Annotated in this window: 12 protein-coding genes; 3 read left to right on the forward strand and 9 right to left on the reverse strand. The window is 70.5% G+C overall.

Annotated features, from left to right (window positions below; genetic code table 11):
• Positions 1 to 137: 137 nt before the first annotated feature.
• The 3 genes from DFJ64_RS07085 to DFJ64_RS07095 form a co-directional block, all read right to left on the reverse strand.
• Positions 138 to 1,298, reverse strand: a complete 1,161-nt coding sequence (locus DFJ64_RS07085; protein WP_115851894.1) for an acyl-CoA dehydrogenase family protein — start codon at positions 1,296 to 1,298, stop codon at positions 138 to 140.
• Between the two features lie 79 nt (positions 1,299 to 1,377).
• Positions 1,378 to 3,492, reverse strand: a complete 2,115-nt coding sequence (locus DFJ64_RS07090) for a heavy metal translocating P-type ATPase (RefSeq protein ID WP_115849730.1) — start codon at positions 3,490 to 3,492, stop codon at positions 1,378 to 1,380.
• A 160-nt stretch (positions 3,493 to 3,652) separates the two neighbouring features.
• Positions 3,653 to 4,699: a glycoside hydrolase family 43 protein gene (locus DFJ64_RS07095; RefSeq protein ID WP_115849731.1), complete on the reverse strand. Its 1,047-nt coding sequence runs from the start codon at positions 4,697 to 4,699 to the stop codon at positions 3,653 to 3,655.
• A 316-nt stretch (positions 4,700 to 5,015) separates the two neighbouring features.
• Between DFJ64_RS07095 and DFJ64_RS07100 the strand changes: the two genes are divergently transcribed.
• Together DFJ64_RS07100 and DFJ64_RS07105 are read left to right on the forward strand one after the other, a co-directional pair.
• Positions 5,016 to 5,909 (forward strand): aminoglycoside phosphotransferase family protein, encoded by an 894-nt coding sequence (locus DFJ64_RS07100; RefSeq protein WP_115849732.1) that lies wholly within the window; start codon positions 5,016 to 5,018, stop codon positions 5,907 to 5,909.
• A gap of 104 nt (positions 5,910 to 6,013) precedes the next feature.
• Positions 6,014 to 6,970 carry a cyclase family protein gene (locus DFJ64_RS07105; protein ID WP_115849733.1) on the forward strand — a complete coding sequence of 319 codons (957 nt, stop codon included), beginning with the start codon at positions 6,014 to 6,016 and terminating at the stop codon, positions 6,968 to 6,970.
• 212 nt (positions 6,971 to 7,182) lie between these two features.
• On the opposite strand, the gene rlmB is transcribed toward DFJ64_RS07105, so the two are convergent.
• The 6 genes from rlmB to DFJ64_RS07135 form a co-directional block, all read right to left on the reverse strand.
• Positions 7,183 to 8,151 carry a 23S rRNA (guanosine(2251)-2'-O)-methyltransferase RlmB gene (gene rlmB, locus DFJ64_RS07110; RefSeq protein ID WP_115849734.1) on the reverse strand — a complete coding sequence of 323 codons (969 nt, stop codon included), beginning with the start codon at positions 8,149 to 8,151 and terminating at the stop codon, positions 7,183 to 7,185.
• A complete protein-coding gene (gene cysS / locus DFJ64_RS07115) occupies positions 8,141 to 9,580 on the reverse strand; it encodes a cysteine--tRNA ligase (protein ID WP_115849735.1) in 1,440 nt (479 codons plus the stop codon). Before cysS ends, rlmB begins: the two co-directional genes overlap by 11 nt.
• Positions 9,581 to 9,752: 172 nt before the next feature.
• Positions 9,753 to 13,160, reverse strand: coding sequence for a S8 family serine peptidase (locus DFJ64_RS07120; RefSeq protein ID WP_147304626.1), 3,408 nt, complete (start codon positions 13,158 to 13,160; stop codon positions 9,753 to 9,755).
• Between the two features lie 200 nt (positions 13,161 to 13,360).
• Complete coding sequence (gene ispF / locus DFJ64_RS07125; protein ID WP_425452175.1) at positions 13,361 to 13,861, reverse strand: 2-C-methyl-D-erythritol 2,4-cyclodiphosphate synthase; 501 nt, start codon at positions 13,859 to 13,861, stop codon at positions 13,361 to 13,363.
• On the reverse strand, positions 13,848 to 14,576 hold the full coding sequence (gene ispD / locus DFJ64_RS07130) for a 2-C-methyl-D-erythritol 4-phosphate cytidylyltransferase (RefSeq protein WP_245940996.1): 729 nt from the start codon (positions 14,574 to 14,576) through the stop codon (positions 13,848 to 13,850). The genes ispF and ispD overlap by 14 nt, the downstream gene beginning before the upstream one ends.
• 147 nt (positions 14,577 to 14,723) lie before the next feature.
• A complete protein-coding gene (locus DFJ64_RS07135; RefSeq protein WP_115849739.1) occupies positions 14,724 to 15,209 on the reverse strand; it encodes a CarD family transcriptional regulator in 486 nt (161 codons plus the stop codon).
• 471 nt (positions 15,210 to 15,680) lie between these two features.
• On the opposite strand from DFJ64_RS07135, the gene DFJ64_RS07140 reads away from it, so the two are divergent.
• Positions 15,681 to 16,214 carry a copper chaperone PCu(A)C domain-containing protein gene (locus DFJ64_RS07140; protein WP_115849740.1) on the forward strand — a complete coding sequence of 178 codons (534 nt, stop codon included), beginning with the start codon at positions 15,681 to 15,683 and terminating at the stop codon, positions 16,212 to 16,214.
• Positions 16,215 to 16,251: the final 37 nt, after the last annotated feature.

Consider the following 16,251-nt stretch of genomic DNA (forward strand, 5'->3'; position numbering starts at 1 on the left):
CTGGGTCGGCACGTGATCCAGGGCGCCTGTCGCTCCGGATGGTCGCTGAGCCTGTCGGCTCGTCAAGGACGACCGCCAGGCCCGGCGACGTCCCTCTCCGGTCGCGCCGGCGAGGGCACCTGTGGTGCGAGTCCGCGTCAGACGTCGGCCGACAGCGAACGACTGATGACGAGCCGCTGAATCTGGTTCGTGCCCTCGAAGATCTGCAGGACCTTCGCCTCGCGCAGGTACCGCTCGACGGGGAAGTCCCGGGTGTACCCGTAGCCGCCAAGCACTTGCACGGCGTCGGTGGTGACCTTCATCGCGGTGTCAGTGGCCACCAGCTTGGCGATGGCGGCCTCGGTGGTGAACGGCAGCCCTTGGTCCCGGCGCCGGGCCGCGTCGAGATACGTCGCGCGGGCGGTCTGCACCGCGGCCGCCATGTCGGCGAGCAGGAACGCCAGGCCTTGGAAGTCCAGGATCCGCCGGCCGAACTGCCGCCGCTGCTTGGCGTAGTCCACCGCGACGTCAAGCGCCGCCTGCGCCAGGCCCACGGCGCACGCCGCGATGCCCAGCCGTCCCCCATCGAGACCGGAGAGGGCGATGCGCAAACCCTCGCCCTCAGCGCCGATGCGCCGCTCCAACGGCAGCCGCACCCCGTCCCAGTGCACCTGCGTGGTGGGCGACGCGGTGAGACCCATCTTCCGCTCCGGCGGACCGAACGACAGACCAGGCGTGCCGGCGTCCGCCAGGAAGCAGCTGATGCCCTTGGTGCGGTCCGGTGAGGTCCGGGCGAACAGCACGTAGAAGTCCGCCTCGCCGCCGTGGGTGGTCCACGCCTTCGTCCCGTCCACGACGTAGACGGGATCCGACCCCGAGGTGTCCACCACCGCCCGCGTGGTCATGGCGGCGACGTCCGATCCTGCCTGCGGCTCGGACAGACAGTAGGCGCCCAGCAGCTCTCCCGACAGCATGTCGGGCAACCACCGCTCCTGCTGCTCCTGCGTGCCGCACGCGATCAACGGGTAGCAGGCGAGCGCGTGCACCGAGACCCCGACCGCGACCGTCAACCAGGCGTACGCCAGCTCCTCGAGCACCTGCAGGTAGACCTCGAACGGCTGTCCACCTCCCCCGAACTCCTCCGGCGCGGTCAGCGACAGCAGCCCTGACCGACCGAGGAGCCGGAAGATGTCACGCGGAAACACACCGTCCGCCTCCGCCTTGTCGGCGGCGGGCGCCAGCTCCTCCCGAGCGATCTGGCGCGTCAGCGCGAGAAGCTCGTGGGCCTCCGGTGACGGGAGCAGGCGTTCGGCGTCCATCGTGTGTTCACCCTCGAGCGGTGGGCCCGCCACAGACGCGGGCGTCGAGGCGGAGCCTACCCAGCGCGCCCCTCCCGCCTCACAGCTCGACGCGGCGCAGCAGCTGCGCGTTGAGCGCGACCACGATCGTGGACGCCGACATGAGGATCGCGCCGAGCGCGGGGCTCAACGTGACCCCCACCCACGCGAGGACACCGGCGGCCAGCGGGATGGCGACGACGTTGTAGCCCGCCGCCCACCCCAGGTTCTCCACCATCTTTCGGTACGACGCTTTCGACAACCGCACGACCGCGGCGACCGCCCGGGGATCGGACGAGGCGAGGATGACGCCGGCCGACTCGATCGCGACATCGGTGCCGGCACCGATCGCGATGCCGACGTCCGCGCGAGCCAGCGCAGGAGCGTCGTTCACACCGTCCCCCACCATGGCGACCGTGTGCCCGCTGCGCTGCAGCTCGGCGACGACACGGTCCTTGTCGACGGGCAGGACCTCGGCGAACACCGGGTCCACGCCAGAGCGGAACCCCAGCTCGGCTGCGACCGCGTCGGCGACCGGACGGGAGTCGCCGGTGATCATCCCGATCGTGGAGATCCCCTCCGCGCGCAGCGCGGCGATTGCCTGGCGAGCCTCGGGGCGGACCGCGTCCTCCAGCGCGAGCGCACCCAGGACACGGCCCTCACGACGTTCCTCGTCCACGAGCTGCACCAGGTGCAAGACAGCGGAACCGCGACCGATCCAGTGGCGAGTCGCCGTGGCCACCTCCTCAGGCGGGCGAGCGTCGTACTCCCGCAGCAGTGCCGGTCCACCCACCGCGTAGGGAACGCCGTCGACGCGTGCCCGCACCCCACGCCCGGGAAGCGCCCGAAAGTCCGTGGCGGTCGACGCCAGGCCACGCTCTCGCGCCACGCTGACGATCGCGCGGGCCAAGGGGTGCTCGCTGTCGGACTCGACACCCGCGGCCAGGCGTAGCACGTCGTCCTCCGTCACACCGCGCGTCGGTAGCACGGCGACGAGCCGGTGCCGACCCTCCGTGAGGGTGCCCGTCTTGTCGAACAGCACGACGTCGACCGTGCGCATGCGCTCCAGCGCCAAGCGGTCCTTGACGAGGATGCCCGAGCGAGCCGCGACGGCGGTCGACAGGGAGACGACCAGCGGAATGGCCAGGCCGAGCGCGTGCGGGCAGGCGATGACCAGCACGGTGACGGTACGCGTGACCGACTCGACGAGGTCGCCGAACGCCCACCAGACGAGGAAGGTGACGAAGCCGGCAGCCGCCGCGACGTAGAACAGCGCGCCGGCGAATCGATCCGCCAGCACCTGCGTGCGACCACGGGAGGCCTGTGCCTGCGCGACCATGCGCTGGATCCCCGCGAGCGCGGTGTCCTCCCCGACGGCGTCGACCTCGACCCGGATGGCGGAGTCCGTGGCGACCGTCCCGGCGACCACCCGGTCACCGATCGACCGAGACACCGGCCGTGACTCGCCGGTGATCATGGACTCGTCGAGCTCGGCGGCGCCGTCGACGATCCGCCCGTCCGCGGGAACCCGCCCGCCGGGGCGTACCAGGACGACGTCTCCCACCCCGAGCGCGGCGACGTCGACCCGCTCGATCCGGCCGTCGGTCACCCGCTCGGCGTCGTCCGGCAGTAGCTCCGCGAGGGCCGACAACGCACCTCGGGCCTGGCTGACGGCCTTCATCTCCTGCCAGTGGCCCAGCAACATGATGGTGACCAGCGCCGACAGCTCCCACCAGAAGTCCAGGTGGAACAAGCCCACGCTGGTGGCCAGCGAGGTGGCGTACGCGACGACGATCGCCATCGAGACGAGCAGCATCATGCCGGGGGCGCGCCGGCGGATCTCCGCGACGCCACCGGTGAGGAACGGCCAACCCCCGTACCAGAAGACCGCAGACCCCAGGAGCGGACCCAGCCATGCGTGGCCCGGGAACACGACGGAGGCGCCGAACCACCCGAGCACCATGGGGCTGGTCGCGACGACCGGCAACGTGAGGAGCAGGCTGACCCAGAACCGCCGCCGGAACGTCTCCGGGTCGTGAGCGGCGTGCCCGTCGTGTCCGTCGTGACGCGGCTGGTGGACGGAACGCCCGATGTGGCCAGCGCTGCGGTGGACGTGCCCCTCTCGACTGGCGCGGGCATGCGTGGGATCGCCCCGATGTGGGTCGCCGCTCCCCATGGGCTTGCTCCCCGGCTTCGAGCTCGCTCAGGTGGCGGCCGCGTGCAGCCTCCCGCCTCTCGCGGCCGAGGACTCCTACCCCGTCGCGCCTCGACCACACCCGGGTTCCCTGGCCCCGGATCCGGGCGTCGACGTGCGCCCCAGGGGACGGGACAGACGCTCAGACCACGACCGGCCTGAAGGGGTTCTCCACGTGCGGTCCGTCGATCACCGGCCCGTGGCCGGTGAACTTCAGCCGAGACAGCCAGACCAGGCGGCCGGGTGACTCGCCCACCGCGTCCGGCTGCCAGGCGTGATAGACGTACCACCAGTGCGGCCCCACCTTGATCGGCATGCCGTGGCCGGGACCAGCCGCGACGTCGTTCCCGGAGAGGATCGGCCCGTCGCCCTTCTTGGTCCACGGCCCGGTGATCGCGGATGCCATCGCCCAGCAGACGCCGTACGTGTCCCTCCAGTACTCGCCGGTCGAGTAGAAGCAGTAGTAGACGCCTTGGTGGATGATCACGGAGGCGCCCTCGATCGTGTAGATCTCGTACGGCTGGTCCATGCCGATGATGCGCATCGGCTCGCCGACCAACTCCAGCCCGTCGTCGGTCAGGCGCTGAAGGTAGATGTAGGACGGCAGGCCACGCGAGTTCCCGTCGTTCTTCCACAGCAACCACAGCGAACCGTCGACGTCCCGGAAGGGTGACGCATCGATGCTTCCACCCTCGTCGACCTGACCGATCAACGGCGTTGTCCGTTCGTCGACGAACGGCCCGGCCGGAGACTCGGCCACCGCGACCGATATCGCCTGTTGGTCTATGTCAGCGCGACGCGCGGTGTAGTAGGCGAGGTAGCGCTGACCGACCTTGATGACTTCGGGCGCCCAGTGTCGACCTGGCACCGACCACGGGGCGATCACCGGCATGCCGTTGCCGACCTCGGTCCAGTTGACCAAGTCGGGCGACGTCAACACCGGCATCGCGCCCATCGCACCCGCGGTCGAGTACAGCCAGAACGCTCCATCGGCATAGAGAACCGCCGGGTCTGGATGGTTCGTTGGGATGACGGGGTTCTGATACCCGCCTCCTTGGGCGTGGGCCGAGGTCGTGCCGCCCAGGGCCGCGAGGGCCGCACCGCCGGCGGCGCCCAGGAATGCTCGCCGGCTGATGGAGCTGGTGGACCGGAGCAACTCGACGGAACGCGATGAGGCGGCCGGCTTCATCGCCCCTCCTTCAGGCGTCGTACTGGGCCCGCTGAGTCGATCTGACTGCTTCACAATAGGGACGTTTTCTCACGTTGTACATCAGTCCGTGTTGCCCCTTTCGGCCTGCTGACACAGGCAACAAGACACGCGGCCGGCCAATGTCTCGGCCGAGTTGCGCGAGGGAGCGCGATGGAGGAGGCCTGTCGGTGCCGCGTGGTAGGAACGGCATGCCACGTTCGCCGCGCCGGTCGCTCTCCGGACACCAGTAAACCCGGCAACGCGTGAGCAGGTGCGAAGGGCGACCCGTAGCTGGTTCCACAGATGGGAGTGCTGGATGCTCGACGATGGGCTTGCCCACGTCATGCGTTCGGTGGGATTGGAAATCGACGGCAAGCACGTCGAGCTGGTAGGCGGCGCCTCCGGTTCGGGTGTGTTTCGCGTCCAGATCGACGGAGACGACGCGGTGCTGAAGGTGACCAGGGCCGGCGACCGGCAGGACAACGCCAGACGAGAGCTCGCCTTCTATCAGACGCTGGCTGATCAAGTGCCCGTTGTGACGCCGAAGCTGCTTCGGTACGCCGACAATGATCGGTTCACGGCGTTGCTGTTGTCAGCTCATGGATCTGCACGGCCGGCGCCCCAGTGGGAGCCGTCGGCATGGCTGGAGGTCGCGCGGCAACTCGCGGCGCTGCATTCGGTCCCGCCCCCTGAGGGAGACTGCTGGACCGGTCCGCCGGCACGCCGGCGACTTCCTTACCGGCCACCCATCGACCTCGCGTCGAGCTACTGGTGTGCGACCGAAGCAGCCGCGAGCGTCCGATGCTTCCTCGACGAACCAGAGCAGCTAGCCAGAGCACTGCAGGCCGTACCGGTCTGCTTCGTCCACGGCGACTGTCACGTCGAGAACCTCCTCCGCGAGGGTGAGCGGATCGTGTGGACCGACTGGCAGGTCACGGGCGTCGGGTGTCCCGCCAGCGAGCTGGCATTCCTGTGGTCCCGCGCCCATGCCGACGGAGCCGACGTCCCGTACGACGCGATGCTGCGGGAGTACCTCGACCACCGCCCCACCGAGCCTGCGTCGATGCGGCGCGCGCTCATCGCAGCGGAGATCGACATCCTGCTGTTCGAGTGGCCGCAGTACGTCACCGTCATCAGTCCGGAGGCGCGAGCTCGCCTCACTCGTCGGCTCCTGCACCTCATCGACGACTGGCACACACACTCGTGGTGAGCCACGGCGATGGAGTGCCGGAGGTGGCCCCGTCCCCGTCCGGTGGATGGTTCACTGCACCTGCGGTCACCTTGGTCCGTGCGATCAGAGGAGTCGATGCGGCGATGACGGCGAGCGGGCGGCCCGTACCCACGCAGGATGAGGTGCTCGGGTACTTCGACACGCTGTCGAACTGGGGGCGGTGGGGTGAGGAGGACGAGCTCGGCACGCTGAACCACGTCACGGACGACGTCCGGTTGGCGGCCGCGCGCGCCGTGCGTCATGGCACGAGCGTGTCGTGTGCCTGGGAGATCACCGCCCCGGCAGAGATGCAGCGGTCGACCACGGCGTGCCCATGCGCGGCCGACATGCCGGGAGCCGAGGGCATGCCGGCGCGATTCCACGCCGACCGGAGGTGGGGCTTCTCATCCGAGCAGGTGAGCCTCGCGTTCCACGGCAACACCGTCACCCACATCGACTCGCCGTGCCACATCTTCTGGGACGGCACCATGTACAACGGACGGTCGCACTCGCTGGTCGATCCCACGACGGGGTCGGCGTGGGCAGCCGTGACCGCGGCGGCGAACGGGATCGTCACCCGTGGCGTCCTGCTGGATGTCGCACGGACCCACGACGTGCCGTGGTTGGAACCAGGGCAAGGCGTGTTCCCCGACGATCTCGAGGAGGCCGAGCGTCGCCAAGGTGTGCGGGTACGTCGCGGCGATGCCGTGCTCCTCCGGACCGGGTTTGGCCGCGCGCGACACGAGTCCGGTGCGACGTCCGGCGTCACGCAGGCTGGCTGGCACGCGGCCTGCCTGCCGTGGTTGTACGAACGAGAGGTGGCGCTGATCGGGGCCGACACCCCGCAAGACGTTCTACCGTCGGGATACGAGAACATCCTGATGCCGGTCCACGCCGTGGGTCTCGTCGCGATGGGGCTGTGGCTCCTTGACAACTGCGACCTGGAGGCGTGCGCGACGACGGCCGTCGAGCTCGGCCAGTGGGACTTCCAGCTCGCCGTCGCACCGGTTCGCTTCGCTGGCACGTCCGGCAGTCCGGTCAACCCGATCGCGACGTTCTGACGAGACGCGCGGTCGTCGACGAGAAGCCACCCGCCGGAAACGCTGTGGTGACGGCGACTGGTGGAGAGGACCGGGCAGTCGACGTCGTCGCCGTCGAAGCCAGCCGCCTCCGCACCGAGCACGTGAGCGTCCTGCTGTGACAACGTCCAGGCCCTGGACGGCGCGATGGTGCCGACGGCGAGATCCTCAGCCAACCAGCATCCCCGCGAATCTCAGTCCGCGCGTGCGGCGGCCCGACGCCGTGCGGCCTCGTACAGCGCGATCCCGGTGGCCACACCCGCGTTGAGCGACTCCGTCCCGGACGCCATCGGGATGCGGGCGACCAGGTCACAGGTCTCACGCACGAGCCGGGACAGCCCCTTGCCCTCGGATCCGGCGACCAGCACGACCGGGTCGCCGAGGAGGTCGACCTCGGACAGGTCCACGTCACCGTCGGCGGCCAGACCGACGACCATGAGCCCGTCCTGCTGCAGATTCCGCAGCGCTCGGGTGAGGTTGACCGTCCGCGCCACGGGCACCCGCAGCGCCGCGCCAGCGGACGCCTTCCACGCCGCCGCGGTCATGCCCGCCGACCGACGCTCGGGGATGACGACGCCGTGCGCTCCGAACGCCGCCGCCGAACGCACCACCGCGCCCAAGTTGCGCGGGTCGGTCACCCCGTCGAGGGCCACGAGCAGCGGAGGCTGGTCCTCGTCGAGCGCGGCCTTCACACAGTCATCCGGATCGGCGTAGGAGTACGCCGGTACCTGGGCGGCCACACCCTGGTGGACGGCACCGCCCGTCACGCGGTCCAGCTCAGCGCGTGTCACCTCCAGGAGAGGAAGCCCGCGCTCGGCCACCAGGCGCAGGATCGCCCGAACCCGGTCGTCGCGCTCGATGCGCTGCGCGACGTGGACCGTCGTCACAGGCACGTCTGCTTCCAACGCCTCGAGCACGGGGTTGCGGCCCACGATCCACTCGGCGCGCTCACTACGGGAGCGTCCGGACCGGGCCTGCTGCGCGGCGCGCGCCGCTCGCTCGGCTTGCGCCCGACGGTAGGCCTTGTGGTAGGGACGGTCCTCGGCCTTCGGCGTCGGCCCCTTGCCCCGCAAGCCTCGCTTGTTCCGACCGCCGGAGCCTGCGGTCGGGTTGCCCTTCTGGCGTTTCCGAACCGCCCCGCGTCGTCGGCTGTTACCGGGCACGGTCGCTCCTCACAGGCTCGTCCGCGAGCTGCCACCGTGGTCCGTGCGGCGTGTCGGTGACCTCGATGCCGGCCTCACGCAACCGGTCCCGCAGGGCGTCGGCCGCCGCCCAATCCTTCCGTGCGCGGGCCTCCTCGCGCTCGGCCAAAGCCGACTCCACGAGCACGGCGAGGGCCGACCGCAGCCGCTCCTCCTCGTGACCGGACCGCCGCCACTGCGGGTCGAGTGGATCGAGCCCCAGGACGGACAGCATCGCCCGCACGTCACGGAGCCGGGCGCGCACGGTGTCCTTGTCGTCGGCCGCCAACGCGGCGTTGCCGTCGCGAACGGCGGTGTAGACGACAGCGAGCGCCTGCGGCACCCCGAGGTCGTCGTTCATCGCAGCGGCGAACTCGTCCGGCACCGGTGGCGGCTCCGTGAAAGGCGCCGCCCCCTCCTCGCCGATGAGCTCGACCGCGTGCTGGACGAAGCTCTCCAGACGCTGGTACGCGGCGGCCGCCTCCCGCAGCGCCGACTCGGAGTACTCGATCGTCGAGCGGTAGTGGGGCGCGGCGAGGTAGTAGCGAATCTCCACCGGCCGGTACCGCTTGGCCACGTCGGTGACCAGCGCGGTGTTGCCGAGCGACTTGCTCATCTTCTCGCCGGCCAGGGTGACCCAGGCGTTGTGCAGCCAGTAGCGCGCGAACGGATAGCCGGCGCACACGGCCTGGGCGATCTCGTTCTCGTGGTGGGGGAAGACCAGGTCGACACCGCCCCCGTGGATGTCGAACGCGGCGCCAAGGTACTTCACCGCCATCGCGGAGCACTCGATGTGCCAGCCGGGTCGTCCCGGACCCCACGGGCTGTCCCACGACGGCTCGCCGGCCTTGGCGCGCTTCCACAGGGCGAAGTCGCGAGGGTCGCGCTTGGCCTCGACGTTCTCGGTGTCACCGGCGGGTTGCACCTCGTCGACCCGCTGGCCGGACAGCGCGCCGTAGTCGGCGTAGGACCGGACGTCGAAGAGCACGTCACCCTCGCTGGCGTACGCGTGCCCGGTGTCGATCAGACGCTCGATCAGGTCGATGATCTCGGGGATGTGGCCGGTCGCGCGCGGCTCGAGCGTCGCCGGGAGGCAGCCGAGCAGGTCGTAAGCCTGGGAGAACGCCCGCTCGTTGCGGGCCGCGACCTCCCACCACGGCACGCCCTCCGCCGCGGCCTTGGCGATCACCTTGTCCTCGACGTCGGTGACGTTGCGGACGTAGGTGACCTGGTAGCCCTGGTGCAGGAGCCAGCGCCGCAGGACGTCGAAGCTCACCGAGGCCCGCACGTGTCCGAGGTGTGGCGGGCTCTGCACGGTCGCGCCACAGACGTACATCGTGACCTTGCCGGGCTGGAGCGGCTCGAAGTCACGGGGTGCACGCGCACGCGTGTCGTACAGGCGCAAGCTCATTCTGTCAGGGTACCGAGTGGCGACGTCGGTCCGATCGGTACCGCTTGCCCCCGGGGGAGACAGCGGCCTCCGGATGCGGGCCCGCCACCGCGACCGAAGATCGCTCAGCACATGAACGCTGGCCAGCGTCGTCGTGACGCTGGCCAGCCCTGTCGTACGACGTCGGTCGACGTCAGCTCCGGCTCAGCCGGTACGCCCGGATCACCGTCTGGTCCAGCTCCCGCCCGTCGTCGGTGCGCACACTCGCCTGGAGCGAGACGAACCTCGCCTCTTGCGGCGAAGCGGGAACAACCGCGTGGAAGCCGGCACCTCGTCTGGTGACCCGCACGCGCCGCCAGGTCGCCCCGTCGTCGAAGGAGACCGACAGCCGCACCGCGCGCGCCGTGACAGCTCCCCCGTCCGCGCTGTGCAGGGTGAGCTGCAGCGGGAACGACTCGCCGGCCGGCGCCCGGTTGAGCAGGTCGACCGGCGCGCTCGTCGACAGGTTGACGAAGGGCAACCGCCCGTCCGCTCCTGGACCGCCGGTCACCTTCCACCGTGCGCGAACCTCGGTGGCGAGCGTCGACCACTCGACGTCACGCGTCGCCCGCGTGGTGAGCTCGTAGGTCGCCTTCTCCGCGGGCAGCGGGTACACGCCGCCGTCCGGCTCGTCGCTCTCCCCGACGACGACGCCGTTCTTCCGCAGCACCGTGTGAACCTTGCCGGCGTCGACGTCGGCGATGAACGCCTGCCCCGCTCGGGACGGCGTGAACGCCGACAGCGAGACCCAGAGCAAGTCGTAGGCGAAGCCCGGTCGAGCGACGGGACCCAGCGGCGCCGCGTTCCAGCTCCGGTTCCGCACCGGTCCCCGGCGGTACACCGACTCGGCCGTGTCGTAGATCGCGCCCTGCTCCATGCGGAGCTCCTCGCTCCACCGCACGTCCTCGCCGGGCGAGTAGAGATCGATCCGCTCGCCAGGCAGGGTGACCTCGTAGCCCTGGCCCCACGCCTCGTCGGACCACACCGGTCTCGGGAAGCTCATCTGGTAAGCCGGTCGCAGGTCGGACGAGCCCTCGCTGTGCAGCGACGCGTGGAACCTGGCCAGCTCTCGGTCGCGCACCCGGAAGGTCGGATCCGGGATCCGGCCCTTCTCGGTCAGGAGCAGGTTGTAGCCGCGCGGCAAGGTCTTCTTGACCCGCTCCTCGCGCCCACCCCGCGTGGTCCTGTCCCGCTCCGCCGCGACGGGTTCCGGCTCGGCGAGAGCGGACTGGTACTCGAACGCGTACCGATACGCCGTGACGCGGCCGGTCGGCGTGGCGTAGAGGTCGAACGTGTCGATGTCGGTGCCGATCCCCATCCGCAGGGACCCGTTGTCGACGACGGCACGACGCAGGCCGGGGTCGGCCGTGGCGCTGTCGACGATGGCCTTGATCGGGCGCCCCGCACGGGCGTCCAAGCTGACTGTCATGTCACGGGTGAGCGAGAGCTCAGGTCTGGCCACCAGCGTGATGCTTCCGCTCTCCGGCGTCGGCCCCTCCTCGTGAACCGTCGTCAGCAGGTCGTACTGACCGCGAGGCAGCCGCAGCTGGACAGGCTCACCGAAGACCTCGATCAGGCGGATGCTGCCCACCTCCGGGTCGACGAGGTGGACCAAACCCACGCCCGGGTTGCCGGAGCGGTCCACCACGTCGAGGGTGAGGGTGTACGACTCGATCTCCTTGTCGAGACCGACGGGCGTGCGAGCGACGACCTCGCCGTTCCTCGACGCGGTCACCCACGCGCTGTAGTGACCGTCCGGTGTCCCGTTCTGGGTCGTCGCCGTGACGCTGACCTGAGCGGAGCCTCCGGCCGGCACCGTCACGCGCGGCGTGGAGAGCGTGAACATCCCGTCAGGCAAGGGAGCGCCGTCGGGGCCCACCCCAACGACGGCGAGGTCGAGGGTGACGGGAGCCTCGCCGGCGTTGTGGTAGGCGAGCTCCTTCGTGATCGGCTCGTCGTCGGTGTGCGGCCAGGGCACCACGCCCAGGCTCAGAGCGGCTGGGCTGGTCGTGATCTCCTGCTCGATCGCCCGTCCAATGTCGAGCCGGCCCCCGCCTTGCTGGAACACGCTCAGCCCGGGCAGCGGGGCGGCGCTGGCCGTGAGCGCCGCGGCCAACTGGTCGGCCGTCCAGTCCGGGTGCCGCTGCGCGAGGAGCGCGGCCGCGCCCGCGACGTGCGGAGCCGCCATGGACGTGCCTGACAGGCGGACGTAGTGCTCGTCCACGACCTCCCCGAGCGCGCTGTCCGCCGCTCGGGCGGCGACGATTCCCTCGCCGGGTGCTGTCAGGTTGGGCTTGACGGCACTGTCGCCCACGCGGGGCCCGGTGTTGGAGAAGTCGCTGAGCTCGTCGGACTTGCTGACGCTCCCCACGGCGAGCGCGCGGTCGGCCGCCGCCGGCGCGGAGACCCGATCGTCGTGGAAGCAGAACGGGTCGTTGGGGTGGTTGCCGGCCGCCACGACGAACAACGCGCCGGTGCTCTCGGTCAGGGAGTCGACCGCCTGAGACAGCGGATCACTCCCGTCGGTGGCACACGTACCCAAACTCAGGTTGACGACCTTCGCACCCTGGCTGGTGGCCCACTCCATCCCGGCCAGCACCCAGGACTCCATGCCCCAACCGCCGTCGTCGAGCACCTTGCCGACGAGCAGCTCGGCATCCGGCGCCACGCCCTTGTACCTGTCGCCGGACGCGGCCCCGTCACCCGTAGCGATCGAGGCGACGTGCGTGCCGTGACCGAAGTAGTCGCGCGGGTCGCCAGTCTCGGTGAAGTCCTCGGCCTTGCGGACCGAGAGGTCGGGATGGTCTTCGTCGACACCCGAGTCGAGGACGGCCACGGTCACGCCCTCGCCGGTCAACCCCGCCTCCCATGCCTGCGGCACTCCCACCTGGGGCGCGCTCTCGTCCAGGACCGCGCGCACCGGTCCGTCCAGCCACACCTTCTCGACACCGCGCTCGAGCCTCGTTCGGGCACCGCTGTCAACGGTGAGCTGCGTCCACAGACGCGCGACGCCGTCCTTGGCCGCATGGACGACGGCCGCGTCGATGCTGCGCAGCTCGCGCGCGATCCGCGCACCCGCCTGGCTGAGGTCCGCCCGGACGGAGGTCCGCGCACCGCTGGCGTACTCGACGATGAGTGGCAGCTCGCGACGACGGCTGTCGTCGTAGCCGGACTCGATCAGGCCGGTCACGTTGAACAGCCGGAGGTCGAGACGCTCGCCGGCGAGCAGGGGGAGCGCGTCGACGGGAACGACGTACAGGCTCCCCTCCCGGTTCTCCCACTCGACGAAGCGAACCCCGGAGCGACCTGGGGCGGGATGGACGCGGATGTGTCGGCGACCGTCACGCCACTGGCTGACCTCCACCCGGTCACCTGTGATGAGCGTGACGGTCGAGATCCTCCGCGGGTGCTTCTCGTGAGCCGCCGCCTCCGCGCTGACGTCGTGCTCGACTCGAGGTCCGTGTGGCGGTTGAGCGCCGGCACCCCCGCTCATCGTGACGGCGGCGACCACCGCCATCACGACGCTCGCGACGCCACGCCGCACTCGTCGGTGTACTCCCACCAGCGTCCTCCCTCTGTGTGGCCGAGATCGGCCGTTCACCAGAGGAGATCACCGAGCGGGCGAAAAGGATGCCGCGTGGGAGTGATTTCTCACGCACCCGGAGCTCACCCGCGGTCGAGTGCACACCGGTCCCCCGGGCGAGCGTGGGTGGTGACACCACGGTTCGCGACAGCGGAGCGTCCGTCGCGGGGTCGTCCGGCTCAGTCGTCCCGGGGCAGGACGAGCGCGGTCGCGAACGCAGCCAGTCCCTCACCGCGGCCGGTGAACCCCAGGCCGTCGGTCGTGGTGGCCGACACCGACACCGGCGCGCCGCACGCCTCGCTCAACGCACGCTCAGCCTCCACCCGGCGCGGGCCGATGCGAGGCCGAACCCCGATGATCTGGACGGCGACATTGCCGATGCGCCAGCCCGCCCGACGGACCCGAGCTGCCATCTCGGCGAGCAGCGCGACGCCGTGGGCGCCGGCCCACGCCGGGTCCGACGTCCCGATCTGCTGCCCGAGGTCACCCAGCCCTGCCGCGGACAGGATCGCGTCGCAGCAGGCGTGCGCGGCGACGTCACCGTCGGAGTGCCCGGCGAGACCGACGGGCTCGTCCGGCCACAGCAACCCCGCCACCCACAGGGGACGGCCCGGGGCGAACGGGTGGACGTCGACGCCGACTCCCACTCGCGGCGCCGAGGGTGGCCTAGGCGCGGGCACCATCGGCTCGTCGTCGGGTGAGGAACGCCTCGCCGAGGAGAAGGTCAGAAGGCTGCGTGACCTTGAACGCCTCCGGCGCGCCAGGGATCGTCACGACACAGCCCCCGATGCGTTCGACGAGAGAGGCGTCGTCGGTGATCGTCGCGACCTCCGCGGGGTCAGCGGTCGCGGCCCAGGCGTGAGCCTTCGCCAGCACCGACCTCCGGAAGCCCTGCGGTGTCTGGACGGCACGCAACTGGCTCCGGTCGAGGGTGCGCACCACCTGGTCGCCCACGACCTGCTTGACCGTGTCGACGAGCGGCACGACGGGGATGCAGGCGTCAGCGCGGGTGCGAACCGTCACCGCCACCGCCTCGGCCAGCTCCGAGGGGGCAAGCGGACGAGCGGCGTCGTGAACCAGGACGATCTCGACGTCGGCTGGGAGCGCCGCCAGTCCGTGCGCCACCGACTGTCGCCGGTCGACACCGCCGGCAACCACCACCACCTCGGCACCCCACTCGAAGTCCGCGAGCAGCCGCTCCACGGTGTGGACGTCGTCCACCGGAGCCGCCACGACGACCAGCTCCACCGACGGCGCTTGCGCGAGCGCACGCACCGCATGGACGAGGAGCGGAGCGCCGCCCAGCGGGCGCAGCGCCTTCGGCACGCCCGGCCCGAGCCGGTCGCCACGGCCCGCGGCGGGAACGATCGCGGCGGTTCTCATCGACGTCGTCACACAGGAAGGGTCACGCAGGAAGAAGTGAGATCACACGAGGGCGCGACGCGGCCGCAGGCGCGCGACAGCGAGAAAGGACACTAGAGAGACACTAGAGAGGTGGTGCGGGCCCCGGACACCCCGGGGCCCGACGCCTGACGACGCTCGTCAGGACGCGAGCACCTCGTCGAGGAGCTTCTCCGCCTTGTCCTCGTTCGTGTTCTCCGCCAGTGCGAGCTCAGACACCAGAATCTGGCGAGCCTTGGCGAGCATCCGCTTCTCGCCCGCGGACAACCCTCGGTCGCGCTCCCGGCGCCACAGGTCACGAACCACCTCAGCGACCTTGATGACGTCACCGGAGGCGAGCTTCTCCAGGTTGGCCTTGTAGCGCCGTGACCAGTTGGTCGGCTCCTCGGTGTGGGGAGCCCTCAGCACCTCGAAGACCTTCTCCAACCCGTCCTGACCGACGACGTCGCGCACGCCGACGAGGTCGACGTTGTCTGCCGGGACTCGTACTACGAGATCGCTTTGCGAGACGATGCGAAGGACCAGGTAGGTCTTCTCTTCGCCCTTGACATTGCGGACCTCGATATCGTCGATGACGGCCGCCCCATGATGGGGGTACACCACTGTCTCGCCGACCTTGAAAGTCATATGTCAGGTACCCCTTCCTCGAAGACAAGGGTAACACGGGGCGTACGGGACTCCCTCGACGTTTCCGCAGGTCAGCCGCGGGATGAGGGCTTGACAACTCGCGAATCTTCCGTTTTCCCAGGTGAGACACCCCGCCCACCGGAGGCGTCCACCGGTCCTGGTCACCCAGCGCGACCGGTGAACGCGGCGCCACGCCGTGGTCGGGCACCGTCCCGAGACGATTGTCGCCTGTGAGCTCGACAGACCAGCCACCGCCGGCAACCGGGTCGCTTCGGCTGCTCCTGAGCCATGCGCCACGTACGCACCTTTCGTCCCGGAACCAGCGCTCCGTCTCGTTTCGGCCGCCCTCAGGCCGCCTCGGTGGGCCGCCTCGGCGGGCCGCCTCTGCGGACCCGAGACCCTGACCATTAGGCTGTGCTGCGCCCGGATGTACCCAGTGTGGGGTCCGGACGCCCGGGAGGAAGGAACGCCGTGCAGTCTTCGAAGATCAGCCGCCGACTCGCCCTCGGCCTGGTCGCCGTCGCGCTCCCCGCTCTGACCAGCTGCGCTGGCAGCTTCGAGGCTCAGCTGCAAGAGCCCTACACGCCCGGGAACGCGGTCTGGGCTGACACCGACGACCTTCGCGTGCGCGGGGTGGTGGCCGTCGCATCGACCGACGGCGCCGCCACGCTGGTCGCCACCATCCTCAACGAGGGTGACGCCGACGACGCGCTCGTCGCCATCCGCGTCCCCGGAGGTCGTGCACGCATCGGCGCGGGAACCGTGCCGAGGTCGACGGTTCCGCTGCCGGCTGGTGGCGTGGCCGTGCTGGGCGCGGACACCACCCTGGGGGAGGCGACGCCGGTCGCGATCGAGAGTCGCTCGGTGCGGCTCGGCTCCACGGTTCCGGTGGTCTTCGACTTCGAGCGCGCGGGCAGCGTTCGCCTGAACGTGCTCGTCGTGCCGCGGCGGGGCGAGTACGCGACCGTGCCACCGCCCACGGGCATGCCCCGAACCGGCGCCTGAGCGGCCGACGGGCCGCCGCGCACCGTTGTGGGGGCCC

The organism is Thermasporomyces composti, from assembly GCF_003386795.1.
Taxonomy (GTDB): Bacteria; Actinomycetota; Actinomycetes; order Propionibacteriales; family Actinopolymorphaceae; genus Thermasporomyces; species Thermasporomyces composti.